31 protein-coding genes are annotated in these 24,634 nt (G+C 40.2%); 19 read left to right on the top strand and 12 right to left on the bottom strand.

The annotated features are described in order from the left end of the window. The first annotated feature begins 10 nt into the window (after positions 1 to 10). From ES896_RS16540 to ES896_RS16520, 5 genes are all read left to right on the top strand, one after another. Complete coding sequence (locus ES896_RS16540) at positions 11 to 658, top strand: YneB family resolvase-like protein (RefSeq protein WP_017359583.1); 648 nt, start codon at positions 11 to 13, stop codon at positions 656 to 658. Between the two features lie 69 nt (positions 659 to 727). Further along, positions 728 to 958 (top strand): DUF896 domain-containing protein, encoded by a 231-nt coding sequence (locus tag ES896_RS16535; RefSeq protein ID WP_008343816.1) that lies wholly within the window; start codon positions 728 to 730, stop codon positions 956 to 958. A 188-nt stretch (positions 959 to 1,146) separates the two neighbouring features. Continuing rightward, on the top strand, positions 1,147 to 3,150 hold the full coding sequence (gene tkt, locus ES896_RS16530; protein ID WP_135227047.1) for a transketolase: 2,004 nt from the start codon (positions 1,147 to 1,149) through the stop codon (positions 3,148 to 3,150). Positions 3,151 to 3,348: 198 nt separating this feature from the next. Next, a complete protein-coding gene (sirA, locus tag ES896_RS16525) occupies positions 3,349 to 3,795 on the top strand; it encodes a sporulation inhibitor of replication protein SirA (protein WP_007499339.1) in 447 nt (148 codons plus the stop codon). Between the two features lie 84 nt (positions 3,796 to 3,879). Then, on the top strand, positions 3,880 to 4,098 hold the full coding sequence (locus tag ES896_RS16520; RefSeq protein ID WP_003212379.1) for a YneF family protein: 219 nt from the start codon (positions 3,880 to 3,882) through the stop codon (positions 4,096 to 4,098). A 268-nt stretch (positions 4,099 to 4,366) separates the two neighbouring features. On the opposite strand, the gene ES896_RS16515 is transcribed toward ES896_RS16520, so the two are convergent. Further along, positions 4,367 to 4,540 (bottom strand): aspartyl-phosphate phosphatase Spo0E family protein, encoded by a 174-nt coding sequence (locus tag ES896_RS16515; protein WP_369810454.1) that lies wholly within the window; start codon positions 4,538 to 4,540, stop codon positions 4,367 to 4,369. Positions 4,541 to 4,748: 208 nt separating this feature from the next. Here ES896_RS16515 and ES896_RS16510 point away from each other — a divergent pair, with 208 nt between their 5' ends. Next, positions 4,749 to 5,456 carry a cytochrome c biogenesis CcdA family protein gene (locus ES896_RS16510; RefSeq protein WP_008343813.1) on the top strand — a complete coding sequence of 236 codons (708 nt, stop codon included), beginning with the start codon at positions 4,749 to 4,751 and terminating at the stop codon, positions 5,454 to 5,456. Between the two features lie 94 nt (positions 5,457 to 5,550). Beyond that, on the top strand, positions 5,551 to 6,033 hold the full coding sequence (locus ES896_RS16505; RefSeq protein ID WP_007499337.1) for a CcdC family protein: 483 nt from the start codon (positions 5,551 to 5,553) through the stop codon (positions 6,031 to 6,033). 22 nt (positions 6,034 to 6,055) lie between these two features. Here the strand turns inward: ES896_RS16505 and ES896_RS16500 are convergent, their stop codons facing one another. From ES896_RS16500 to sspO, 4 genes are all read right to left on the bottom strand, one after another. Next, positions 6,056 to 6,484 (bottom strand): DUF2621 domain-containing protein, encoded by a 429-nt coding sequence (locus ES896_RS16500; protein WP_007499335.1) that lies wholly within the window; start codon positions 6,482 to 6,484, stop codon positions 6,056 to 6,058. A 257-nt stretch (positions 6,485 to 6,741) separates the two neighbouring features. Further along, positions 6,742 to 7,131 carry an Hsp20/alpha crystallin family protein gene (locus tag ES896_RS16495; RefSeq protein ID WP_025207398.1) on the bottom strand — a complete coding sequence of 130 codons (390 nt, stop codon included), beginning with the start codon at positions 7,129 to 7,131 and terminating at the stop codon, positions 6,742 to 6,744. 102 nt (positions 7,132 to 7,233) lie between these two features. Next, the gene (locus ES896_RS16490) at positions 7,234 to 7,380 is read right to left on the bottom strand and encodes a small acid-soluble spore protein P (RefSeq protein WP_003211331.1); all 147 of its coding nucleotides are present in this window, start codon (positions 7,378 to 7,380) and stop codon (positions 7,234 to 7,236) included. Positions 7,381 to 7,397: 17 nt separating this feature from the next. Next, on the bottom strand, positions 7,398 to 7,544 hold the full coding sequence (gene sspO, locus ES896_RS16485) for a small acid-soluble spore protein O (RefSeq protein ID WP_017359581.1): 147 nt from the start codon (positions 7,542 to 7,544) through the stop codon (positions 7,398 to 7,400). A gap of 220 nt (positions 7,545 to 7,764) precedes the next feature. Here sspO and acnA point away from each other — a divergent pair, with 220 nt between their 5' ends. The 7 genes from acnA (at position 7,765) to ES896_RS16450 (ending at position 12,557) form a co-directional block, all read left to right on the top strand. Continuing rightward, on the top strand, positions 7,765 to 10,494 hold the full coding sequence (gene acnA / locus ES896_RS16480; protein WP_008343808.1) for an aconitate hydratase AcnA: 2,730 nt from the start codon (positions 7,765 to 7,767) through the stop codon (positions 10,492 to 10,494). 66 nt (positions 10,495 to 10,560) lie between these two features. Further along, positions 10,561 to 11,064, top strand: coding sequence for a TlpA family protein disulfide reductase (locus ES896_RS16475; RefSeq protein WP_135227046.1), 504 nt, complete (start codon positions 10,561 to 10,563; stop codon positions 11,062 to 11,064). A gap of 76 nt (positions 11,065 to 11,140) precedes the next feature. Beyond that, a complete protein-coding gene (locus ES896_RS16470; RefSeq protein ID WP_003211002.1) occupies positions 11,141 to 11,266 on the top strand; it encodes an FbpB family small basic protein in 126 nt (41 codons plus the stop codon). A gap of 51 nt (positions 11,267 to 11,317) precedes the next feature. Further along, positions 11,318 to 11,461, top strand: a complete 144-nt coding sequence (locus tag ES896_RS16465) for an acid-soluble spore protein N (protein WP_008357830.1) — start codon at positions 11,318 to 11,320, stop codon at positions 11,459 to 11,461. Between the two features lie 15 nt (positions 11,462 to 11,476). Then, the gene (gene tlp / locus ES896_RS16460; protein ID WP_017359579.1) at positions 11,477 to 11,719 is read left to right on the top strand and encodes a small acid-soluble spore protein Tlp; all 243 of its coding nucleotides are present in this window, start codon (positions 11,477 to 11,479) and stop codon (positions 11,717 to 11,719) included. 103 nt (positions 11,720 to 11,822) lie between these two features. Further along, positions 11,823 to 12,245: an acyl-CoA thioesterase gene (locus ES896_RS16455; RefSeq protein WP_008343800.1), complete on the top strand. Its 423-nt coding sequence runs from the start codon at positions 11,823 to 11,825 to the stop codon at positions 12,243 to 12,245. 3 nt (positions 12,246 to 12,248) lie between these two features. Continuing rightward, positions 12,249 to 12,557, top strand: coding sequence for a hypothetical protein (locus ES896_RS16450; RefSeq protein ID WP_019744130.1), 309 nt, complete (start codon positions 12,249 to 12,251; stop codon positions 12,555 to 12,557). A 40-nt stretch (positions 12,558 to 12,597) separates the two neighbouring features. Here ES896_RS16450 and ES896_RS16445 read toward each other — a convergent pair whose 3' ends face one another. Continuing rightward, positions 12,598 to 12,885, bottom strand: a complete 288-nt coding sequence (locus ES896_RS16445) for a HesB/YadR/YfhF family protein (RefSeq protein WP_008343795.1) — start codon at positions 12,883 to 12,885, stop codon at positions 12,598 to 12,600. A 96-nt stretch (positions 12,886 to 12,981) separates the two neighbouring features. Continuing rightward, the gene (gene plsY / locus ES896_RS16440) at positions 12,982 to 13,563 is read right to left on the bottom strand and encodes a glycerol-3-phosphate 1-O-acyltransferase PlsY (protein ID WP_008343794.1); all 582 of its coding nucleotides are present in this window, start codon (positions 13,561 to 13,563) and stop codon (positions 12,982 to 12,984) included. Positions 13,564 to 13,717: 154 nt separating this feature from the next. Here plsY and ES896_RS16435 point away from each other — a divergent pair, with 154 nt between their 5' ends. The 3 genes from ES896_RS16435 (at position 13,718) to parC (ending at position 18,959) form a co-directional block, all read left to right on the top strand. After that, a complete protein-coding gene (locus tag ES896_RS16435) occupies positions 13,718 to 14,131 on the top strand; it encodes a CoA-binding protein (RefSeq protein ID WP_048001484.1) in 414 nt (137 codons plus the stop codon). A gap of 416 nt (positions 14,132 to 14,547) precedes the next feature. Then, positions 14,548 to 16,515 (top strand): DNA topoisomerase IV subunit B, encoded by a 1,968-nt coding sequence (parE, locus tag ES896_RS16430; RefSeq protein WP_017367329.1) that lies wholly within the window; start codon positions 14,548 to 14,550, stop codon positions 16,513 to 16,515. A gap of 2 nt (positions 16,516 to 16,517) precedes the next feature. After that, complete coding sequence (parC, locus tag ES896_RS16425) at positions 16,518 to 18,959, top strand: DNA topoisomerase IV subunit A (RefSeq protein WP_048001482.1); 2,442 nt, start codon at positions 16,518 to 16,520, stop codon at positions 18,957 to 18,959. 53 nt (positions 18,960 to 19,012) lie between these two features. On the opposite strand, the gene ES896_RS20430 is transcribed toward parC, so the two are convergent. From ES896_RS20430 to ES896_RS16415, 3 genes are all read right to left on the bottom strand, one after another. Further along, on the bottom strand, positions 19,013 to 19,138 hold the full coding sequence (locus tag ES896_RS20430; RefSeq protein ID WP_008343787.1) for a hypothetical protein: 126 nt from the start codon (positions 19,136 to 19,138) through the stop codon (positions 19,013 to 19,015). A gap of 29 nt (positions 19,139 to 19,167) precedes the next feature. Then, the gene (locus ES896_RS16420) at positions 19,168 to 19,515 is read right to left on the bottom strand and encodes a hypothetical protein (RefSeq protein ID WP_008343786.1); all 348 of its coding nucleotides are present in this window, start codon (positions 19,513 to 19,515) and stop codon (positions 19,168 to 19,170) included. A gap of 195 nt (positions 19,516 to 19,710) precedes the next feature. Further along, positions 19,711 to 20,883 carry an MFS transporter gene (locus tag ES896_RS16415; protein WP_135227045.1) on the bottom strand — a complete coding sequence of 391 codons (1,173 nt, stop codon included), beginning with the start codon at positions 20,881 to 20,883 and terminating at the stop codon, positions 19,711 to 19,713. A 77-nt stretch (positions 20,884 to 20,960) separates the two neighbouring features. Between ES896_RS16415 and ES896_RS16410 the strand changes: the two genes are divergently transcribed. Together ES896_RS16410 and ES896_RS16405 are read left to right on the top strand one after the other, a co-directional pair. Beyond that, a complete protein-coding gene (locus ES896_RS16410; protein ID WP_056703236.1) occupies positions 20,961 to 22,124 on the top strand; it encodes an isocitrate/isopropylmalate dehydrogenase family protein in 1,164 nt (387 codons plus the stop codon). Positions 22,125 to 22,126: 2 nt separating this feature from the next. Next, positions 22,127 to 22,681, top strand: coding sequence for a sugar O-acetyltransferase (locus ES896_RS16405; protein ID WP_135227044.1), 555 nt, complete (start codon positions 22,127 to 22,129; stop codon positions 22,679 to 22,681). A gap of 210 nt (positions 22,682 to 22,891) precedes the next feature. Here ES896_RS16405 and arsC read toward each other — a convergent pair whose 3' ends face one another. Both arsC and ES896_RS16395 read right to left on the bottom strand, forming a co-directional pair. Then, positions 22,892 to 23,311, bottom strand: coding sequence for an arsenate reductase (thioredoxin) (gene arsC, locus ES896_RS16400; RefSeq protein WP_017367333.1), 420 nt, complete (start codon positions 23,309 to 23,311; stop codon positions 22,892 to 22,894). Positions 23,312 to 23,325: 14 nt separating this feature from the next. Next, positions 23,326 to 24,630, bottom strand: coding sequence for an arsenic transporter (locus ES896_RS16395; protein WP_395947868.1), 1,305 nt, complete (start codon positions 24,628 to 24,630; stop codon positions 23,326 to 23,328). Between the last annotated feature and the right edge of the window lie 4 nt (positions 24,631 to 24,634).

Genomic DNA, 24,634 nt, shown 5'->3' with positions numbered 1-24,634 from the left:
GATTGAAGACATGAATGCAATCATTTATGCGAGAGTAAGTACTGCCAAAGAAGAGCAAGAAACCTCGCTTAAAAGACAAGAAGAAGAACTGCTTGCTTTAGCTGCAGCGCACAAGATGAATGTAGTCAAAGTGATTAAAGAAAAAGCGAGTGGTTACGATCTTGATCGTGACGGTGTTTTTGACATGCTGGCTGCGCTGAAAGAGGAAGAAATCGATGCTGTTCTCATTCAAGATGAGACACGCCTTGGAAGAGGGCAGGCGAAAATCGCTCTTCTTCATTGTCTGTTTAAAGAAAAAGTCAAGGTGTACAGCGTATTTCATAGAGGAGAGCTTGAGCTTTCAGAAGCAGATGAAATGGTCATTGAAATTGTAGGCGTTGTAGAAGAGTATCAGCGGAAAATTCATAATTTAAAAATTAAGCGTGGGATGAAAAAAGCTGTTGAGCGAGGGTATCAACCCGAACTAAATTTAAAACACCAAGAACAGGCGCCCGGCCGCGAACGTATTGAAGTACCGATTTCTGAAATTGTTCGATTAAGAAAAAACAACATGACATTCGCTGAAATTGCAGTGACATTGCAGGCACTTGGTTTTGACATTTCAAAAGCAACCGTCCATAGAAGGTACCAAGAATATGAAAAAGGGCTTGCGACTTAAAGCGTGATTTGTTGTAAAAATGACTGATATTTAGTAGTATGTAGAGAAAATGTTTTAAAGGAGTTTGTCATGATTTCTAAAGAACAGCTTGCAAGAATCAATGAGCTTTCAAAAAAGTCGAAAGAGGCCGGTTTGTCGGACGCTGAGAAAACAGAACAGAAGCAATTAAGAGAGGAATATTTAAAGGCTTTTCGTTCTTCTATGAAAAATACACTCAAAACCGTGAAAATCGTCGATCCAGAAGGAAACGATGTCACACCAGAAAAATTAAAAAGAGAAAGAGACCAGAATCTTCATTAAAGGTCATCATTTCTTGATTTTTGAAAAGATGGGAGGAATATTCTCATCTTTTTTCATATTTGTATAAGTTTTTAGGTGATCGATAAACTAAATGTGACAAAATCCTTCTTTTTCGGCGTGAAATAGTTGTGAAAAAAGGACAGTAGATTTATGATAATGGTGTACACAAGATACGGAAGGGGATTTATATGGAAACGATTGAATTGAAATCTATTGCAACAATACGTACTCTCTCCATAGACGCAATTGAAAAAGCGAATTCCGGTCACCCTGGAATGCCGATGGGCGCTGCACCAATGGCGTACGCTTTATGGACGAATCACTTAAACGTAAGTCCGCAAAATCCAAATTGGTTTAACAGAGACCGTTTTGTGTTATCTGCGGGACATGGCTCTATGCTTTTATATAGCATGCTTCATTTAAGCGGATACAATCTGAGCATCGAAGATTTAAAACAATTCCGCCAATGGGGAAGCAAAACACCTGGACATCCTGAGTTTGGACATACAGAGGGCGTAGATGCGACAACAGGTCCTTTAGGACAAGGGATTGCGATGGCTGTAGGAATGGCACTTGCAGAAAGACATCTTGCAGAAACGTATAACAAAGATAACTTTAATGTTGTGGATCACTATACATACAGCATTTGCGGAGATGGAGACTTAATGGAGGGCATTTCCTCTGAAGCTGCTTCACTTGCTGGTCATTTAGGCTTAGGCCGTTTAATTGTTCTTTATGATTCAAACGACATTTCTTTAGATGGCGACCTCGATCGTTCTTTCTCTGAAAATGTGAAGAATCGTTTTGAAGCGATGAATTGGGAAGTTCTTTATGTAAAAGACGGCAATAACATTGACGAAGTGACGGCTGCCATTGAAAAAGCCAAACAAAGTACAGACAAACCTACACTTATTGAAGTGAAAACGACAATCGGTTTCGGATCTCCAAACCGTGCGGGAACGTCTGGGGTGCACGGTGCACCGCTTGGAAGTGAGGAAGCGAAGCTAACGAAGGAAGCTTATTCTTGGACGTTTGAAGAAGATTTCCATGTACCTTCTGAAGTGTACGATCATTTCAAAACAGCTGTTAAAGACGCTGGACAGAAAAAAGAATCAGCGTGGAATGAACTGTTTGAGCAATATGAAAAAGAATATCCAGAACTGGCAGCTCAGCTGAAGCTCGCGATTGAAGGGAAACTTCCTGAGAATTGGGATCAAGAGGTTCCTGTATATGAAGCAGGTTCAAGCCTTGCCTCTCGTGCTTCTTCTGGAGAAGTATTAAATGGCATTGCAAAACAAGTACCATTCTTTATTGGCGGGTCTGCTGACCTTGCTGGATCAAATAAAACAACCATTAAAGATACAACTGACTTTGGCAGAGAGAATTATGCTGGCAGAAACATTTGGTTTGGTGTGAGAGAATTCGCAATGGGTGCAGCATTAAACGGTATGGCACTTCACGGCGGACTTCGTGTATTCGGCGGAACATTCTTTGTTTTCTCAGACTACTTAAGACCTGCCATTCGTCTTGCTGCATTGATGGGACTTCCTGTCACTTATGTATTTACGCATGACAGCATTGCGGTTGGGGAAGATGGACCAACGCATGAGCCAGTTGAACAGCTCGCTTCATTACGTGCGATGCCTAATCTTTCTGTTATTCGTCCAGCTGATGGAAACGAAACAGCTGCTGCATGGAAAATTGCTGTATCTTCAACGAATAAACCGACAGCGCTTGTTCTTACTCGTCAAAACCTTCCAACGATTGATCAAGCACCAGAGAAGGCGTATGAAGGCGTAGAAAAAGGTGGATATGTCGTCGTTGAAGCAGCTGATGCACAGCCAGAAGCTCTTCTACTTGCCTCAGGATCTGAAGTAGGTTTAGCCATTGAAGCGCAAAAGGCACTTGAAAAAGAAGGCATTCGCGTTTCTGTCGTGAGCTTACCTGCATGGGATCGCTTTGATGAGCAGTCAGACGAATACAAAGAGTCCGTTCTTCCTAAAGCAGTGAGAGCACGTGTTGCAATCGAAATGGGTGCTTCACTTGGCTGGGAACGTTACACTGGCCTTGATGGCGATGTGATTGCGATTGATAAATTTGGCGCTTCTGCACCGGGCGAAACCATTATTGAAAAATACGGTTTCACTGTCAGCAACGTGGTGAGCCGCGTAAAAGCAAAGCTGAATAAATAATCAGTCTCCAAGCATCATGCTTTTTTGCAGTCGGTTTGCAGAGCTTTTCACTATGCTCTGCAAACTTTTTTCTTTTTTCTTGTTTTTTTGACAAAACTAGTTTCTTCTTGCTTCATATATAGACAATTCTTTCTTTCACATTTTTGTATAATACAAGCAATAAGCGAGATTGACGAAATGTGAAAGGAAGGGATAGACATGGAACGCCATTATTATATTTATTGGATTGAGGATGAGTTTGCTCATCATTATTTTGGTAGAGAATCTATTTTGTTTCATTTGTTTGAATCGTTACACTGGACGAACCGCAGTGATGACGAATTAGTCATGCTTGTTAAGCAAGTGGATTATGTAACGAAACGAATCCCTGCTTTTCATATGCACCAGCGTTTAATGAACAATTTAACCAACATTCACTATACACAAATAGGCTCAATATACAGTGCATCGCTGCCAGATGGAAAAGGCACAGCCGCATTCATTATAAAAGACCGTTACATTCAAATGTCTGCCACAGGCAGTTATGAGGCAGAAGCTGTGTTTTTTGAAGTACTCAGAAAAATTAGTCCTTGTTTCCTGGCTATGGACTTTGGATCAAAGAAGCACGGGTGGCTCAATCCGGTAAAAGTGAGGAATTTTGTTTAAAAAAATAAAATTGAACGTGAAATGTTGTATAATAGCCTTTTGTTTAGTACACTTTATACGAGACAACATGAAGGAGGAAGAATTATGGATTTATGGGTTGTCATCCTTGTAGGCGTTGTTGCACTGCTTGCAGGAGTTGCACTCGGATTCTTTATTGCTCGTAAGTATATGATGAGCTACTTGAAAAAGAATCCACCAATTAATGAACAAATGCTTCGAATGATGATGATGCAAATGGGCATGAAACCGTCCCAAAAGAAAATCAATCAAATGATGAAAGCCATGAACAACCAAGCGAAATAATACGTACGTTATTATGATCATAGATGGAACATGGTCCCTAAAGATTGGACAAGCGATGTCCTTTCTTTATTGAAGTCACCTTCATCAGACGCATAAAACCACTGTACTTGCATGAATAAAGCAGGGAAAGTGGTTTTTATTTTGCCGTGAACCGTCCGTTAAAGATAAAACAAAAAACCCCTGTGAGCAGAGGTTTTCGTTTCTTTTATTGTCACACATATCAACTTTTCTAAAATCGTGCGGCATTTGTTTCTATCTTGAGATATCATTAGTTGGCTGAGTTTGAGTGTAAGTGTCGTTGATATTGTAAGAGGAGATGATCTAGCTGCTGGCTATGTTCGATGGTCACTGTTGATGTCATCCCATTATGCAAGACAACTTTCATCAACTCTTCTCTTTTTTCTTCAATTTGAGTTAATAATGATGTTTTTACCAAAGTCATGTTCCTTTCATGCAAATCTTGATAAAAAGAATCGGTTCTATTATATCCATTTTAAGGTTTATTTTCAAATTTAAAGGGTTTGGTATCTTGATGTCAAATTAAATTATATAAGGTTTTAAGAGATTAGACCATCTTTATTGAGATGATGTAAAAAAAATGAAATGAATTTGTCATCTCTTATTGTATATTGTAAGAAGGGGGTGTTCTTTTGTCAGATTTGAATTACTTTTTAGCGTTTGGAGCAGGGTTTCTTTCTTTTATCTCACCGTGCTGTCTGCCACTTTATCCAGCCTTTTTATCCTATATTACGGGCGTTAGTATAGATGAAGTGAAATCTGAGAAGGTGATGCTGAGAAGGAGAAGTCTTCTTCATACATTATTCTTTTTAATTGGATTCTCTCTCATTTTTATTGCCATTGGATTTGGGACATCGTTTGTTGGGAAGTTTTTCATTGAATATCAAGATGCGATTCGTCAAATTGGTGCCATTCTCATTATTTTCTTTGGCTTTATGATTCTTGGTGTATTTCAGCCTTCTTTTTTAATGGGAGAAAAGAGGTTGCAGTTTAAGAATCGTCCAGCCGGTTTTTTTGGATCGATTCTCATCGGAATGGGTTTTGCTGCTGGTTGGACACCATGTACCGGCCCGATTTTATCAGCTGTCATCACACTTGCCAGCAACAAGCCAGAGTCCGCTGTGACCTACATGATTGCGTATGTATTAGGTTTTGCTATCCCATTTTTTGTTCTTTCCTTTTTCATCACAAAAATGGCTTGGATCAGAAAGCGCCAGCAGCTCATTATGAAAACTGGCGGGATTATTATGATCGTGGTAGGAATCTTGCTGTTCTTTGATCTTCTGACATGGATCATTATTATGTTTTCATCATTATTTGGAGGATTTACGGGTTTTTGAAATCGTTTTCTACAGTCGCGGCGAATGGTTTTTTTTCGTCAATTGGAGTATATTATACATAGACTGACCTTAAAGAATAAAGGAATGATTTGATATGATGATCATAATTTCTTCTATAGTGGCGGTATGTATGGCGGTAGCCGTCATGTTTATTCGCATTAAATCATCTGCAAAACCTGCAACCGCGAAAAAAATTATATTACCTCCTATCTTTATGAGCACTGGTGCACTGATGTTTTTTGTGCCAATGTTTCAAGTAACTGGAGCTGAATTTTTAGAGGCGATTACTGTAGGGATGTTTTTCTCTATCTTTTTAATTAAAACATCGAAATTTGAAATTAGAGGCAATGAAATCTATTTGAAGCGTTCAAAAGCATTTGTGTTTATTCTCATTGGGCTTCTTGTCCTTCGTATCGGAATGAAGACGATTTTAAGCTCTTCCATTGATTATGGTGCGCTTAGCGGGATGTTTTGGATTCTAGCCTTTGGCATGATTGTCCCTTGGCGGGTTGCGATGTATTTGTCGTTTAGAAAGATGTCTAAACAATTAGATCTGCAGCAGGCCCAAATAAATTAAACCTCCTTTTTTAAAAAGGAGGTTATTTTAATAAAGATTCATATGGCGAATGGTCGATCTTTTTTTCTTGAAGGCGCTTTAGTAGAAATTTATGATCCCGCTTCGGTGTAGCGATAATATAGCCACGAATGATTAAGTCTAAATTAATGCTGGCCGCTTGTTCTTTAAGTGCCAGTTCGCCAATTTTACCGGCGATTTTTTCTTTGGCGACATCTCTAAACAGCTCTGGAACCGGTAATACTAGCTCATTTAATAGCTGTTTGTCTTCATCGCGCCATAGGTGCAGGCTCTTTTGAATATATTCATCCTGCCAATCAAGCTCTGATTTCCCGTCTTCTTTCGGCAATCGTTTTAAAAACTTGCGAAACATAAAAAAGCCACCGATCGCTAGTAATCCAATCATCACTGTACCCCAAAATAAAATGAACCACAAAAACCAGCCGCTTAACATGTTCTCACTCCCTATATCCCTTCTCTCTATTCTATTTTACATGAAGGGAAGGTAGAAGAAAATAACAAAAATGTATGTGTTTTTTCTATAAACGCCTTTTTTGATCAAGAGGCGCCCATTTACTAGAATGACCCAAACCATTTAGTAGAAAAGGAATACATTATGGTATAGCGACTCTACTATTTGGCCATGGTGGTTCGCACAAGGTATTGACTTGAAACGAACGGAAGAGAGCCCGCCTGTATACAGGCGGGCTCTTAATGTTTGAAGTGCGGCATTTGAAAGGAAAATGCTCCGTCTTGACGATGGGCATCCTTTTTGATTTTGATTGATATGATTCTGTTTTCGTAATCTGTATCAATGTCTTTGTCATTCAAATAAAAAGGGAGCATGACACTTTTTTCAATCGGCTGTTCTCTTTCATCAATCAAATAAGCGAGGATGAGCTCACATCCGGAAAAGGTCAGTTTTAAATCAGTGATCGATAGGGTGGAGAGGTCGATCTCAATAATATAATCACGGCTCGTTTCATAAAGATCTATTGGGAGCTGTTCGTCATACCATGCAAAAGGATCGTCCATTAATACATTCAGCCAATCATCTATTTCAAGAAAATCAGAGGAATTCACTTGCTTTTCATTCTCCATAAACACTCCTCCATCACATCTCATAATAAATCATATGATAAAAGCTGAAATGTGTGAAAGACCTAAAACATCCCGTTTGGTCACGGGCTTAAGAGAAAATGTTTACATATCATGATGTGAATTGTGCTTTTGTCTTGTATGGTTGCGGTTTTTCACTTTTTTACTGCCTGATAGTGGCTCAGGCTGCCCGCCTTGATGCTCTTTAGGAGAGTTTTGACGTATGTCTTTCCCAGTGTTTTTGTTCGTCATCATTTCTCACTCCTTTCTTATTGGTTTTTTTTACGCTTTTTATTGTTTTGCTTTTGTTCTTCTGTTAAAACGAGCTGATCATTTTCTATATAGCCTGCACCATTTCCTTGGCTTTTGGCTGCGTTCATGCCGTCAATGACATGATTTGCTTTTCTTTTTGTCATGTTCTATCACCTCAGCATTAGTATGAACCCGTGCTGCTCAGTTTATGAGGAGTAATCATTTCCTTGTGATAAGCTAAACTTATTGAATTTAATAAAAGCATTGTTATTTACTTATGTATGAATTTGTTTTAAGATGAAATTGTGAGAAAATTGTGGTGAAATACGACGATTTTTCTGAGAATTGAAATTGATCTTGATCATCAAAAGGGGGATTTTGGACATGTCGAAACAGCAGCAAGTCGCTAAACAAGACGCTTTTCAATCTAGAAAAACGTTTTCGACAAATGGGAAAACGTATCACTATTATTCGTTAGAAGCACTCGAGAAACAAGGAATCGGAAATGTTTCTAAATTGCCTTATTCCATTAAGGTACTGTTAGAATCAGTGCTTCGCCAAGTAGACGGTAGAGTGATCAAAAAGGAACACGTTGAGAACTTGGCAAAATGGGGAACTGCCGAGGTAAAAGAAATTGATGTTCCATTTAAACCTTCTCGTGTTATTTTACAAGACTTCACGGGTGTGCCAGCTGTCGTTGACCTTGCTTCTTTAAGAAAAGCAATGGCAGATGTGGGCGGAGACCCAGATAAAATCAACCCTGAAATTCCAGTTGACCTGGTCATTGACCACTCTGTACAAGTCGATAAAGCTGGAACTGAAGATGCATTAAACATTAACATGGATTTAGAATTCGAACGTAACGCAGAGCGTTATAACTTCCTTAGCTGGGCAAAGAAAGCGTTTAACAATTATCAAGCTGTTCCGCCTGCAACAGGGATCGTTCACCAAGTGAACTTAGAGTATCTTGCAAGTGTTGTTCATGCAATCGAAGAAGATGGCGAGATCATCACTTACCCAGATACATTAGTTGGTACTGACTCACATACAACAATGATTAACGGTATCGGTGTACTTGGATGGGGCGTTGGCGGTATCGAAGCAGAAGCTGGAATGCTCGGTCAGCCTTCATACTTCCCAGTACCAGAAGTCATTGGTGCTAAATTAGTTGGAGAGCTTCCAAACGGAACGACTGCAACTGACCTTGCCTTAAAAGTGACACAAGTTCTTCGTGAAAAAGGCGTAGTTAACAAGTTCGTCGAGTTCTTCGGACCTGGTGTTGCACAATTGCCGTTAGCAGATCGTGCAACGATTGCAAACATGGCGCCTGAATACGGTGCTACTTGCGGATTCTTCCCAGTAGATGAGGAAGCTCTTGCTTACCTTCGCCTTACTGGACGTGATGAAGAGCAAATTAATATCGTTGAAGAATATTCTCGCGCAAATGGCTTATTCTATACGCCAGATGCAGAAGAGCCAATCTTTACTGATGTTGTGGAAATTGATCTTTCTCAAATTGAATCAAACTTATCTGGTCCTAAACGTCCACAAGATTTGATTCCACTTTCTCAAATGAAAGAGACGTTCCATAAACACATCGAAAGCCCAGCTGGTAACCAAGGTTTTGGCTTAGAAAAATCAGAGCTAGACAAACAAATCGAATTTGATCTAGCAAATGGTGAAAAGGCTGTGATGAAGACAGGTGCGATTGCGATTGCAGCGATTACGAGCTGTACGAATACATCGAACCCATACGTCTTAATCGGAGCAGGTCTTGTTGCGAAAAAAGCAAGTGAGCTCGGTATGAAGGTGCCAAATTACGTGAAAACGTCACTAGCACCGGGTTCTAAAGTTGTAACAGGGTACCTTGTGAATTCGGGACTTCTTCCATATTTAAGAGACCTCGGATTTAACATTGTTGGGTATGGCTGTACAACATGTATCGGAAACTCAGGACCGCTTGAAAAAGAAATTGAAGATGCTGTCTCTGAAAATGATCTGCTGATCACTTCTGTTTTATCAGGTAACCGTAACTTCGAAGGTCGTATCCACCCGCTTGTAAAAGGAAACTACCTTGCATCTCCACCATTAGTTGTGGCTTATGCACTTGCTGGTACGGTGAATATTGATTTGACAAAAGATCCGATCGGTGTCGATAAAAATGGCGAGAACGTTTATTTCAATGACATTTGGCCATCAATGGATGAAATCAACAGCGTCGTCAAAAGCACTGTCACACCTGAGCTATTCCGTTCAGAGTATGAAACTGTTTTTGACAACAATGACCGCTGGAATGAAATTAAAACGACGGATGATGCATTGTATAAATGGGATGAAAATTCCACATACATTGATAACCCGCCATTTTTTGAAAACTTATCAGTTGAACCTGGTAAAGTTGAACCACTTAAAGGATTGCGCGTAGTGGCGAAGTTCGGTGATTCTGTCACAACAGACCATATTTCTCCTGCTGGAGCAATTGGTAAAGACACGCCTGCAGGTAAATACTTGCAAGAAAGAGGCGTTTCGCCAAGAGACTTTAACTCATATGGATCTCGTCGTGGTAACCACCATGTAATGATGAGAGGTACTTTTGCAAACATCCGCATTAAGAACCAAATTGCACCAGGAACAGAAGGCGGGTATACAACGTACTGGCCAACTGGTGAAGTGACATCCATTTATGATGCATGCATGCGTTATAAAGAAGATGGAACTGGTCTTGCGATCTTAGCAGGCAAAGACTACGGAATGGGTTCTTCACGTGACTGGGCTGCAAAAGGAACAAATCTTCTTGGAATTAAATTCGTTCTTGCGGAAAGCTTTGAGCGTATCCACAGAAGTAACCTTGTCTTCATGGGCGTACTTCCTTTACAGTTTAAAGACGGTGAAAGTGCAGAAACTTATGGACTAACAGGAACAGAAACATTCGAAGTAGATGTTGATGAAACAGTTCGTCCGCGTGATCTTGTCACTGTAAAAGCAATTGATACAGATGGCAACGAGAAAACATTTGAAGTAATTGTTCGCTTTGACAGTGAAGTCGAAATTGACTACTACCGTCATGGTGGTATCCTTCAAATGGTATTGCGTGAAAAATTGGCAAGCAACTAATAAAGCAAAGAAGAGAAGGCGATTAGACAGCTTTCTCTTCTTTTTTAACATAGTGGAGGATCAATCATGTGGAAAAAAGGAATGGCAAGCGCTGTTTTACTTGTGTTGATTGGTTTACTTGCATGGAATGTATTCGGACCAAAAGAACCCGCCATCGGTCTTGAAACAGGGGACAAAGCCCCTGATTTTGAGCTCAAAACCCTTGATGGCAAAATGGCATCGTTATCTGATTATCGAGGGAAAAAAGTACTCCTCAATTTTTGGGCGACATGGTGTAAGCCTTGCCGAACAGAAATGCCAGATCTAGACGCAATTAGAAGTGAAAATGAGCAAGTTGAGGTACTAGCGGTGAATTTGACGAACACTGAAAAGAGTGTGGATCACGTCGCCTCATTTATTGATGAACTTAAGGTCAGTTTTCCTGTTTTATTAGATCAAAAAGGTATTCAAGCGAGATATCAGGTACTTTCCTATCCGACGACATACATACTAGATGAAAAAGGGCGTATCCTGACTGTAAAGCATCAAATGCTCACAAAAAAAGAAATTGAAAAAGAGCTGGATCTATAATGATTCAGCTCTTTTTTGCTTATTTTCTAAATGTTTTGGCGAAAATGGTATGAACAGAGTGGAGGTGGTGATAGACATGAGAAGAAGAAAGCGCCGTACATTTGAAGAACTTGTGCTTGAAAATAAAAAAGAATTATTAAGCAATGAGGAATTTTTAAACCAGCTTGAAGAAAAGTTGGAAGAGCGATTTAGACAGAAATAAGTTATGTTTTGACCTTTTTCGTTCATCCTAAAGAAGAGGGAGGGATGAATGATGGGTAGAGAGCATGATAAACAAGCGCAGTTTACACCAGACCATTTAGGGACAAAACCTGTAGCATACAAACGAAATAAAGGCAAAAAGATGCATAATAAATCGAATGAACAGCCTGATGTGATACAGACGAAGGGCGAATAATAGGAGGGAAGCATGATGAATGACAAGTCATATCAATCCAATCCAGATGATCGTTCTGATAATGTTGAGAAGCTGCAGGATATGATCGAAAACACACTTGAAAATATTGATGAATCTGAAGCAGCAATGGGTCTTTCAACAGAGGAAGAAAAGCAGATGATCAAGCAAAAAAATGAAAACCGTAGAACAAGTATTGACGCAATGCGTTCTGAAATAAAGGACGAGGAAGCAGCAAGAAAGAGCGGTTACACTGAATAAACCAGGGATTCCTGGTTTATTTTATTGCCTCTTTTTAGAAGAACCATTTGGAATGTGGTAAAATGTCAGAGACGTTAGGTTTTGATAGGAGAGCGATGAAAACGTGTATGTATCTAAAAAAGAAATAGAAGTCCGTTATGCAGAAACAGATCAAATGGGTATTGTGTATCATGCCAACTATTTAATCTGGATGGAAGTCGGCAGAACAGCGTTAATTAAAGAATTAGGCTTTTCCTATGCCCAGTTAGAGGCAGACGGTGTCCTTGCACCTGTTGTCGATCTTCAGGTTCAATATAAAAAACCACTACTGTACGGTGAAACGGCTACAGTTCACACATGGATTGAAGAATATAACGGCGTGAAAACAGTGTATGGCTATGAAATACAAAAACCTGATGGACAAACGGCTATTACAGGGACCACCTCACATATATGTGTGGACAAAGAAACCTTTAGACCGATTCAATTTAGAAAAGCTTTCCCTGCATGGCACAGCGTATACGAACAGTCCAAGAAGCAGGTTTGATTCATGGCATTTGGAATTAAAAGAAGAGATTTGAATGCTTGGAAATCAGCTGTTCGGCAAGGGAATGTGGCCTTTTTGACACACTATTGGCTTGATGACCGTTTTCCGCATGCGAATACTGTCACAAAGGCAGCCTGTCAGGATATGGAGCAATTAATCGCTTGGGGACAAAAGCATGGATTAAAGAAAGAATGGATCCATGTTCGCGAAGGTTTTCCTCATTTTGATCTCATCGGTGATTCGCAAAAACGGATTTTACAAAAAGAGCGGTCGTTAGGAAACATTCAGGAGTATGGACTTTATATTGAGTGATAAACAAAAAAGATACCCGAGGGATGAGGTATCTTTTTGTTTATTCATAATGAAATTCTGGTTCTTTCACGGACTCGTTATAATCAATATGCAGATCATGGTTGTCAAAATACCAAATATCACTTTCTTCCACAAAGAAAGTAATGCCTTCTACTTCAGCGGTTGCGCCGGCATTTTGAGGTTCATCTTTTGCGACGCCGAGAGAAAAGCCTTTTTGTACATTACTGCACCCGCCATATCTGACAAAAAAGCGAACATGATCACCTTTTTCTAAATCCAGTTCATTCTTGTACCAATTGAGTGCATCATCTTTTATCGTTAATTTCAATGTGATCGCCCCTTTTTGAAGTCATGCTGTTTTTAAATGCAGGATGCAAAAACAGCTTTTCTTTACTTTTACCACATATTTAAATTGATGAAACGGCTAAAGCCATTTGATTTTCGGTTCAGTTTTGTTGAGAATTCGTTTGAGGTTGGCGATGTGTCTGAAGATCACAAAGCCAGCAAGAACAGCAACAACAATAATTAAAAATAGATCTTGGGTGAATATGCTGTAAATGAATGTGTAGATCCCAGTCAGCATAGATGATAATGAAACATATTTACTAATGTATAAAAATAAGAAAAAAGCAGCGATCATCGTGATAAATAAGAACGGGGCATAAAATAACAGCACGCCGCCTGATGTAGCGACCGCTTTTCCCCCTTTAAATTTTGCAAAGACAGGAAAGCTGTGACCGATAACAGCAGCAACTCCTGCTAATAAGGGATGAATGTCCAGTTGCATGAAAAACGGTAAAGCCGAAGCAAGAGTCCCTTTTAAAATATCAGCAGTGATAACGATGGACCCTGCTTTCACACCTAGCGTACGGAATGCATTCGTCGCACCTAGGTTCCCGCTGCCATGTTCACGGATATCGATTCCCTTTGCAGCTTTCCCGACAATGAGACCTGATGGAATACTGCCGAGAAGATAAGCCAAAATAAACATCAAAGCAATTAACATCTGCATAACTCCTTTATATTCTCCCTCTTGTCTTACATTTTAACATGATCTTATGAAAAACATGGCGATCTTTTTTTGAAAAAAACGATGGCCGATGAATTCAGCTTTGTTTTTAACAAGAAATTCGCTAAAATAGAAGAAAAGGAGTGTCTGGATGAAACATCCTTCAAAACAAGAAATTGGGCGTATATTAAAAAGCAGTAAGCGAATTGCGGTTGTTGGTTTGTCAGATCAGCCGCACCGAACGTCCTATATGGTTTCAAAAGCCATGCAAGATGCCGGTTATGACATCATTCCTGTCAATCCAACGATTGATGAAGCACTTGGGGTAAAAGCGGTCGACTCTTTAAAAGACATAGAAGGGCCTGTTGATATCGTCAATGTCTTTAGACGTTCTGAGTTTTTGCCTGAGGTGGCGAAAGAATTTCTTGAAATAGACGCACCTGTTTTTTGGGCGCAGCAAGGCGTATATCATGAAGAGGCAAAAAGGCTGATTGAGGAAAATGGCAAGGTCGCCATCATGGATTTATGTATCAAAGTGGCTCATGCGATGACAAAAACTCATTAAATCGTCAAAAATCCTTGGTTTTTCAAGGATTTTTGCTTTTTTGTTGCAGAAATATATTTGCGATTCTAGAAGAAAGCGATAAAATAAGGCGACAGGGACCTATCGGTGACCTTGCATATCGAGAAAAAGAGCGATAAGATAAATATAGAACATTTGTTCTGTTTTGCTAAAACCATCATATGATTGCATTTGGCTTATGAAACAGTCTTGTTTATAATGGACTTCTAGTTCTGATTGCAAAATGTAGAACATGATTCATAACCGTGCAAAAGAGCATGTATCGCTGAATCACACATGCATGGTGATGATGCAGCTTATTAAAGTGGACAGTAATGAGCAGCATGATCATCATTAAAATCTAGAGAGATCATTGATGATTAGCCGGTTATGTTTGTTAGTGAAAGGGGATTAAGCATTTGGTTAAAAAGCAGCAAGTAGATTATAACGATGATTCTATTCAGGTGCTAGAGGGGCTTGAAGCGGTCCGTAAACGTCCAGGGATGTATATTGGATCGACGGATTCCCGCGGTCTTCATCACCTTGTCTATGAGATTGTAGACAACTCTGTCGATGAAGTGCTCGCTGGCCATGGAGATCATATCATTGTCAAAATACATAAAGATAACAGCATTTCCGTCCAAGATAAAGGGCGCGGAATGCCTACTGGTATGCATAAGCTTGGAAAACCGACACCTGAGATCATTTTAACTGTCCTGCACGCAGGCGGAAAATTTGGTCAAGGTGGTTATAAAACAAGTGGTGGACTTCACGGGGTTGGGGCGTCCGTTGTGAACGCACTTTCAGAGTGGCTCACCGTGACGATAGAACGCGATGGATTTATTTATCACCAGCGCTTTGAACATGGCGGAAAGCCAGTCACATCACTTGAAAAAATCGGGAAAACGAAAAAGACCGGTACACTGATTCATTTTAAGCCAGATCCAACGATGTTCAGTGTCACCACCTATAATTTTGATATATTATCAGAGCGTTTAAGAGAATCAGCCTTTTTATTAAAAGGGCTAAAAATAGAGCTGATTGATGAGCGCCATGATGTGCAGGAAACCTTTTATTATGAGACAGGTATTGAAGCGTTCGTTGCTTATTTAAACGAGGAAAAGGATGTACTTAGTGAAGTCGTTTCGTTTGAAGGCGAACATCAGTCCATTGAAGTCGATTTTGCCTTTCAATTTAACGACGGATATTCAGAAAATATTTTGTCGTTCGTCAATAACGTAAGAACCAAAGATGGCGGTACGCATGAGTCTGGTGCAAAAACGGCCATGACGAGAGCCTTTAATGAATATGCACGCAAAGTGACCCTTTTAAAAGAAAAAGATAAAAATTTAGAAGGTACGGATATTCGTGAAGGCTTGTCAGCTGTTATTTCTGTCAGAATTCCTGAAGAACTTCTTCAATTTGAAGGGCAAACAAAAGGAAAGCTTGGAACGAGTGAGGCAAGGTCAGCTGTTGATGCCGTAATTTCTGAAAAATTGGCTTATTTCCTTGAAGAAAACCGCGAAACGGCAACACTGCTTGTCAAAAAAGCGATTAAAGCGCAGCAGGCAAGAGAAGCGGCTAGAAAAGCAAGAGAAGAAGCAAGGAGCGGCAAGAAACGGAAAAAATCTGAAGCAACACTCAGCGGAAAATTAACACCTGCTCAATCTAGAAACCCGGCAAGAAACGAACTGTATCTTGTAGAGGGCGACTCAGCGGGTGGATCAGCCAAGCAAGGACGTGATCGGAAATTCCAAGCGGTGCTGCCGCTTCGAGGTAAGGTCATTAATACAGAGAAAGCAAAGCTTGCGGATATTTTCAAAAACGAAGAAATCAACACCATTATCCATGCTATTGGCGGCGGGGTTGGTGTCGATTTTAATGTAGAAGACATCAATTATGACAAAATTGTCATTATGACAGATGCTGATACAGATGGCGCGCATATTCAGGTTCTATTGCTTACATTCTTCTACCGCTATATGAAGCCGCTGATTGAGCATGGCAAAGTATTCATTGCCCTTCCGCCTTTATATAAAGTCAGCAAAGGCTCAGGGAAGAAAGAAGTCATTGAATATGCTTGGTCTGATGAAGAAATGGATGACGTACTAAAGAAAGTTGGAAAAGGATATACGATTCAGCGCTATAAAGGTTTAGGTGAAATGAATGCCGACCAGCTATGGGAAACGACAATGAATCCAGAGTCGAGAACGCTTGTCAGGGTGAAGATCGATGATGCTGCACGGGTGGAGCGCCGCGTCACGACACTGATGGGTGACAAAGTAGAACCACGCCGTAAATGGATTGAAAAGAATGTCGCCTTTGGACTTGATGAGGAAAGCAACATTCTTGAAAATGAAAACTTGTCGCTAGCTGAGGAGGTTTAAACATGGCACAACAAGAACGATTTCATGATTTACCGTTAGAAGAAGTGATTGGGGACCGTTTTGGTCGCTATAGTAAATATATTATCCAAGATCGTGCACTTCCAGATGCACGTGATGGATTAAAGCCTGTACAACGAAGAATTTTATATGCGATGTATGCAGAAGGAAATACACAAGATAAAAACTTCCGTAAAGCTGCCAAAACAGTCGGTAACGTCATTGGTAACTATCATCCGCATGGTGATTCATCTGTTTATGAAGCCATGGTGAGAATGAGCCAGGATTGGAAAGTGCGAAATGTGCTGATTGAGATGCATGGAAATAACGGGAGTATCGACGGAGATCCTCCTGCTGCCATGCGTTATACCGAAGCAAGGCTTTCTGCCATTGCATCAGAGCTTTTAAAGGACCTCGACAAGGAGACAGTCGAATTTGTCGCGAACTTTGATGATACAAGCAAAGAGCCTGTTGTCTTACCAGCGATGTTTCCCAACCTTCTTGTGAACGGTTCAACAGGGATCTCAGCCGGTTATGCGACTGATATTCCGCCGCACCATCTAGGAGAAGTGATTGATGGCGTGATTAAGCGAATTGAACAGCCGCATTGTACGGTTGAAGATTTAATGACAGTCATCAAAGGGCCTGATTTCCCAACAGGCGGGATCATTCAAGGTGTGGATGGTATTAAGAAGGCATATGAAACAGGAAAAGGAAAGATTATGATTCGCGGAAAAGCGGAGATTGAAACCATTCGTGGTGGACGTCAGCAAATCGTGATCACAGAAATTCCTTATGAAGTGAATAAGGCCAATCTTGTCAAAAAGATGGACGAGTTCCGCATTGAAAGAAAAGTAGAAGGAATTTCTGAGGTTCGGGATGAGACGGATCGTACCGGCCTTCGGATTGTTGTAGAGCTGAAAAAAGAAGCGGATGCGAATGGTGTCTTGAATTTCTTATATAAAAATTCTGATCTGCAAATCCCATATAACTTTAATATGGTCGCGATACATAACAGAAGACCGACTTTAATGACGCTTACAACTGTACTAGACGCTTACATTGCTCATCAAAAAGAAGTGGTGACGAACCGCTCAGCATACGAGCTTCGAAAAGCAAAAGAACGTCATCATATTGTAGATGGATTAATTAAAGCTCTTTCCATTTTAGATGAAGTCATTGCGACGATTCGTTCGTCTAATGACAAGCGTGATGCGAAAAATAATTTGATGGAGAAATATGATTTTACAGAAGCTCAATCAGAAGCGATTGTTTCTCTCCAGTTATATCGTTTAACAAATACAGATATCACTCAACTAAGAGACGAAGCAAGAGAGCTTGACGTGCGAATTGCAGAGCTTGAAGACATTTTAGCAAATGAGAAGAAGCTGTTTAAAGTCATTACGAACAACTTGAAGAAGTTGAAAAAGACGTATGCTGATGAAAGACGATCCGTCATTGAGGAAAAAATTGAAGAAATTAAGATTAACCTTGAAGTGATGATCGCATCAGAGGACGTGTACGTCACAGTCACAAAGGATGGATACATCAAACGGACAAGCCAGCGTTCCTATGCTGCATCAAACGGTAAGGACTTCGGTATGAAGGATACAGACCGACTGATTCACCAGTTTGAAATGAATACAACAGATGTTCTTCTGCTCTTTACGAATAAAGGGAGCTATATTTACTGTCCAGTTCACCAGCTGCCAGATATACGCTGGAAAGACATGGGGCAGCATATTACGAATATTATTTCGATTGATCGCGATGAATCCATTCAAAAAGCGATCCCAATTAAAGAATTCGATGAATCATCGTATCTCCTGTTCTTCACAAAAGGCGGTATGGTAAAGAAAACAGAGCTTCTCCAATATAAAGCGCAGCGCTATTCAAAACCGCTTGTCGCCTTGAATTTAAAAGGTGATGATGAACTTGTAGATGTTCATGTCACAACAGGTCAGCAAGAATTGTTTATTGCAACGAAAAATGGCTATGGATTATGGTTTGATGAAGAAGAAGTGAGTGTGGTCGGTCCGAGAGCGGCTGGTGTGAAAGGCATCAATTTGAAGGATGGAGACGAGGTGGTCTCTGGACAAATCATTGATCCGAAGAACAATGTGCTTGTTCTCACGACACAAAGAGGTGCTGTGAAGCGGATGAACCTCTCTGAATTTGATAAGACATCAAGAGCAAAACGTGGAGTCATCATGCTAAGAGAATTAAAGAAAAACCCTCACAGAATTGTTGCTGTGATTGCTGCTTCACTGCACGATACACTTGAGATTGATACGGAAAAGGGTGCCACGATCCCGCTCGATATTTCCACACTAAGGGCAAATGATCGTTATAGCAATGGATCGTTTATTTTAGATGAGGAAGAGCAGGGAGAAGTAACTCAAGTTCTCTTATCACCTGCTGCATCTGACCAAGATGACAATAAATAAGCAAAATGAAAACCCCCTGCGTAAGGCAGGGGGTTTTTTATGATGAGGTCAATTTAACTCTCGTGATTGCCAAACATGCTTGTGATGGCATGCACTACTTCAATTCCTTGGTAAACGAAAAGAGAAAGTGAAGTGACAGAGAACAGACCTAGAATGAATACTCTTAAGAAAAATAACATCGTGTAAAACCTCCCAATTTTTGTTTGATTTAAATGGTTGGGTTAACACGAGCTACTCGGAAATTCGAAGACTGGTAGAACACTGCAAGTAAATGCTTCTTTTTCCGGTCAAATCGATCAGTATAAGTGATGCGTGCAAATCCAGCTGCCATACTGCCAATGACTAGCAGTGCTGTAAATGCCGCAAATACTGCGTTCACATGTTTTTGTTTCTTTTCATCGCCTGCTGTCTGAACGATTTTCATTTCATGTGATTCTTGATCAGCAACCACCTTTGCATGATGATATACCTGAACGGAATGAGGCATTGAGAACAAATGAAAACTTGCAAGTGCTATGAATAAGACTGCTAATTTTAACAGCATATTTTTTTTCATTTTTCTCACCCCTTCCTGTTTATTTTCATGATCTTACCACGTTTTCAGTTATTTGAAAAGTCTTATTTTTTTACTTTCCCTCTTTAAAAAAGCGCTAAACATCAAGACATCTATAGGACTGTTTCACTTCATGAAAGGTTTCAATTTTATTTTTTAAATTTAAAAAAAGTACCGAGATCAAAGATCTGGCACTTTTCAAAAAGAATGTATTGATGTCGGTTTTGCAACAGCTTTTGTGAAGATTCCCGCAATACAAATGGCAAACAGAACAAAAATAAACGCATGAAGCAGTCCGACTTGATTGGCGAGCAGTCCTAAAACAGGGGGCCCTGATAGAGAGGCTGTATACCCAGATAAAGTGACGATACTGACACGTTTGACAGCATAGCGGCTATCATCACCAGCTGCTGAAATGGTCAGCGGGAAGCCTAAGGACGCGCCAAGTCCCCATAAAAAGATAGATATCATACACACGACGAGTGAAATCTTTAAAATCACCAAGAATAGTCCGGCGACAGCAGATAAAATCGCGACTCTTAGCAACAGCACCCTGCCAAAGCGATCAATGAAACGTCCGCTCAGTAATCTGCCACTAATCATTCCGCACAAAAATAATGCATAGATGACCGTACTCATTGAATGAGAAACCTGATAGCCATCAACCATTGCTAGTGGAATCCAATCATTTGCAGAACCTTCTACAAATGCGAGACATAAGGCAATCATCGCTAATGAGATCGTTCGTTTGTTCAGCCATGATGTTTGAGAAGCCTCTACTGATTCTGTCTGCGTCTCATCCTGATCTTTTCCTGTCCCGTGCGGAATAAACCGTGTACAAATCAGGATGCTGAGAAAGAAAAGGAGTGCAATGGTGAGAAGGTGAATGAAGACAGACACACCTAAATAAATAAAGAGTATTCCGGCACCTGCACCAATTAACGTTCCAATACTGAAAGAAGCATGCAAAATCGGCAGGATCGTTCTCTTGATCTGATACTCAATCTCCGTTCCTTCTAAGTTCATGGCTACATTGCACATGCCTGAGCCTGAACCAAAAAGAAAAAGACCAGCAGTGACAATCAGCGTAGAAGAGAGGGCGGCGCCGATTGCAAGGGTTGAGAATCCAATAAACATCAAAAAAGCGCTGACCACAATCGCCACTCGGCCGCCTTTTTTGCGAACGAATACATTGGAAAGAATCAGCCCGACAATGGAACCTACAGATAGGCCGAGTAAAATGAGTCCCATTGTGCCTGTATCTGCTTGCAACAAATCTCTCACTTCTGGTGTCCTTGAAAACCAAGTGGAGATGGAGATCCCAGACATCGTAAAAATAACAATGATCGCTTTATACCACTTTAATTTCATCTAATCCCTCATATCTATGTAGTCTTACAGAACAAATCTACTCGATTATAAAGGAGACTTCTTGATTCGTAAATAACATGAGGGAGGATCATCATGAAGAAAATATTCCAACTTCATCATTCTTTGATAGAATAAAGACAAAAGGGGCGATACATATGTCATATCGAATAGGTGTTTTAAAGGGAGACGGGATTGGACCGGAAATTGTTAATTCTAGTATGCGTATTTTTAAGACAGCGCTGTCACAGTTCAATGAACCATTTGTGGAATTTGTAGAGTGTCCTATCGGTGCTGAAGCCATTCATTCTCATCAAGATCCAGTGCCAGCTTCTACGATAGCCGCCTTGAAAAAATGCCATGGCTGGATATTAGGACCTCATGATTCAGCTTCATATCCTGATCAATTGAAAGAAAGAAGAAATCCAAGTGGAGAACTGCGTCATACATTTGATTTATTTGCAAATATTCGTCCATCGCAATCGCTACCAGGTGTGAAAAGCGTTGCCAGTGGCGTCGACCTTGTCATTTTTCGAGAAAATACAGAAGGCTTTTATCCAGACCGGAATATGTATCAGGGGACAGGAGAGTGGATGATTACACCAGATGTCGCCATATCTACAGGTGTGTTTACAAAAAAAGCAATTACCCGTATTACCCACGCGGCCTTTCAACGTGCAGTGGAGAGGAGGGGGAAAGTCACCATTGTTCATAAAGCGAACGTGATCAAATTAGGATCTGGCTTGTTTTTACGAACATGTCAAGAGGTAGCGAAAGCATATCCGCAAGTGGAGGTTGAGGATATTCATATTGATGCGATGGCTGCTCATTTAGTGAGACGTGCAGGTGATTTTGATGTGATTGTGACAGAAAATATGTTTGGCGACATATTATCTGATCTTGCAGGGGAACTAGTCGGCAGTTTAGGAATGGCACCCTCATTAAATTGTAACGAAAATCAAGCGATGGCACAGGCGGCACATGGTTCAGCACCGGATATTGCTGGTCAAAATATCGCCAATCCAATGGGCATGATTCTTTCTACAGTGATGCTTTGTAACTGGCTACATGTGAAATATCAAGATGAAAGATTAAAACAGACAGCCAGTCTGATCGAACATACTCTTGGTGAGACCTTAAAAAAGAACTTGAAAACGAAGGATTTAGGAGGAAATGAGACGACGACACAATTCACCGAGGCATTCATTCAAACGATGAATGAAGTTTCAATAAAAGGGAGATGAACATGAAAACAGAAAAAGAAAAGATGATCAAGGGAGAATACTATCATCCAAATGACCACACATTGATGGCAGATCGAGCAAAAGCGCGACAATTGACATTTGCCTATCAGCAAACAAATGAGCCATCACAGAGAAAGGCCATTTTAAAGGAGCTTTTAGGCGCTTGCGGAGAAGATGTGGTGTTTGAAGGCAGAATACAATGTGATTATGGATACAATATCGAGGTTGGTGAGCATTTTTTTGCGAATTTTGATGCTGTGTTATTAGATGTTTGCAAGATTACAATTGGAGATCATTGTTTGTTAGGTCCGAATGTACATATATACACAGCTGGACATCCGTTAAATCCAGAAGAACGTCAAACAGGTATTGAATTCGGCAAACCAGTCACAATTGGACATCATGTGTGGATTGGCGGCGGCGCCATTATCAATCCAGGTGTGACAATCGGAGATCATGCTGTCATTGCATCAGGATCTGTTGTGACAAAAGATATTCCGGCAAATGTGATTGTTGGCGGGAATCCTGCAAAAATCTTAAAACATTTAGAGGAATGAAAATCTGACGAATCAACTGTTGGATTTTCATTTTTTGTTTTATCTCAATAAGATAAGTATACTTAATAATGAGACGAAGAAAATTCAATTGTTATTTAACTTCCTAGAATATATATTATGTAAACTAGATATTAATTAATGCAAAAAGAGAATCTTTGACTTGATCCTCTTTATTATTAGATTTTATATTCAATTGACTCAAACGCAGCACTATTTTCCAGTCTCAGCAAACTGTTTCAATCGATCTCCAATTTCATCTCTTACCCTTTGGAAAAATGACCACTTCTCTTCTTCTGTTCCTTCTGCTTTTGCTGGATCATCAAAGCCCCAATGGACACGTTCGACATGAGGAGGAGTCATCGGGCATTTATCAGCTGCGTCACCGCATAGTGTTACGACTAAGTCAGCGTGATGCAATATTTTCTGATCAATCAGGTCAGACGTTTGATGAGAAATATCAATCCCTATTTCTTTCATTGCTTTTACAGCATTCGGATTTAATCCATGAGCTTCGATACCAGCACTATAGATCTTCCACTCATCTCCAAGATATTTTTTAGCCCAACCTTCAGCCATTTGACTGCGGCAAGAATTACCGGTACATAAAAAGTATATTGTTTTCTTTGACATGTTGATCGTCTCCTTTAATGTATAATCATTAGCCAGAAATACAACGCTAAAAGTGTGATGAATAGTGTTGGTACAGTTAAAATGACCCCTATTTTGAAATATGTCCCCCAGGAAATCTTCACACCTTTTTGAGAAAGGACGTGGAGCCATAGTAGTGTTGCTAAGGAGCCAATGGGCGTAATTTTTGGTCCTAAATCAGAACCAATGACATTTGCGTATATTAACGCTTCTCTCATCATTCCTTGTGTATCGGTGCCGGATATGGCCAATGCATCGATCATGACCGTTGGCATATTATTCATGACAGATGAAAGAATCGCTGCTATAAATCCCATACCAAGAGTCCCTGCTAATAAACCTTGATCTGCTACAGCTTGAATCACGCTTGAAAGAGCATCAGTAAGCCCTGCATTTCGCATGCCATAGACAACAACGTACATACCTATGGAAAAGAAAACGATCGCCCAGGGAGCTTCTTTTAGAACGCTTTTTGTTTGAACAGCAGGGCTTTTTTGTGCAATGACCAAGAATAAAATGGCAATCACTCCAGCTATGACCGATACAGGTATAGATAAAAATTCGCTTGCAAAATAACCAATCAACAAAAAAGCTAATATATACCAAGATAATCTAAACATCTTTGGATCTTTTATTGCTTCCCTAGGTTGCTTTAACTCAGTCATATCATAGCGTTTTGGTATACTCTTTCTAAAGAAAAGGTACAGCACAGTGATACTCGCTAGCAATGAAAAAAGGTTTGGAACAACCATTCTGGATGCATATTCAATAAATGTAATGTTGAAATAGTCGGCTGTTACAATATTCACCAAATTACTTACGACAAGTGGAAGCGACGTTGTATCTGCAATAAACCCACTCGCGATAATAAAAGGGAATACTATTTTTTCATTGAAGTGTAATGCTCTGACCATGGCTAAAACAATGGGTGTCAAAATAAGTGCTGCACCATCGTTTGCAAATAGAGCAGCGACGATTGCACCAAGGATGGTCACATACACAAACATACGTAGCCCACTGCCTTTTGCAGCCTTTGCCATATGCAATGCTGCCCATTCAAAAAAGCCGATTCGATCAAGGATGAGTGAAATGACGATAATGGCGACAAAAGCTAAAGTCGCATTCCAAACAATGCCTGTCACGGTGATCACATCGTCTACATTCACAACACCTACGATTAATGCTAAAATAGCTCCTCCACAAGCGGACCACCCTATGGATAAATTTTTTGGCTGCCAAATAACCAGTACCAAAGTGAACAAAAATATGATTAATGATAAAACGGCAAAACTCAAACCCATCCCT

Source organism: Bacillus sp. 005/A4HT-01/001, from assembly GCF_004634445.1.
Taxonomy (GTDB): Bacteria; Bacillota; Bacilli; order Bacillales; family Bacillaceae; genus Bacillus; species Bacillus altitudinis.
Note: the sequence above shows the minus strand (reverse complement) of the source record. Positions and strands in the feature narration are given on the sequence as shown.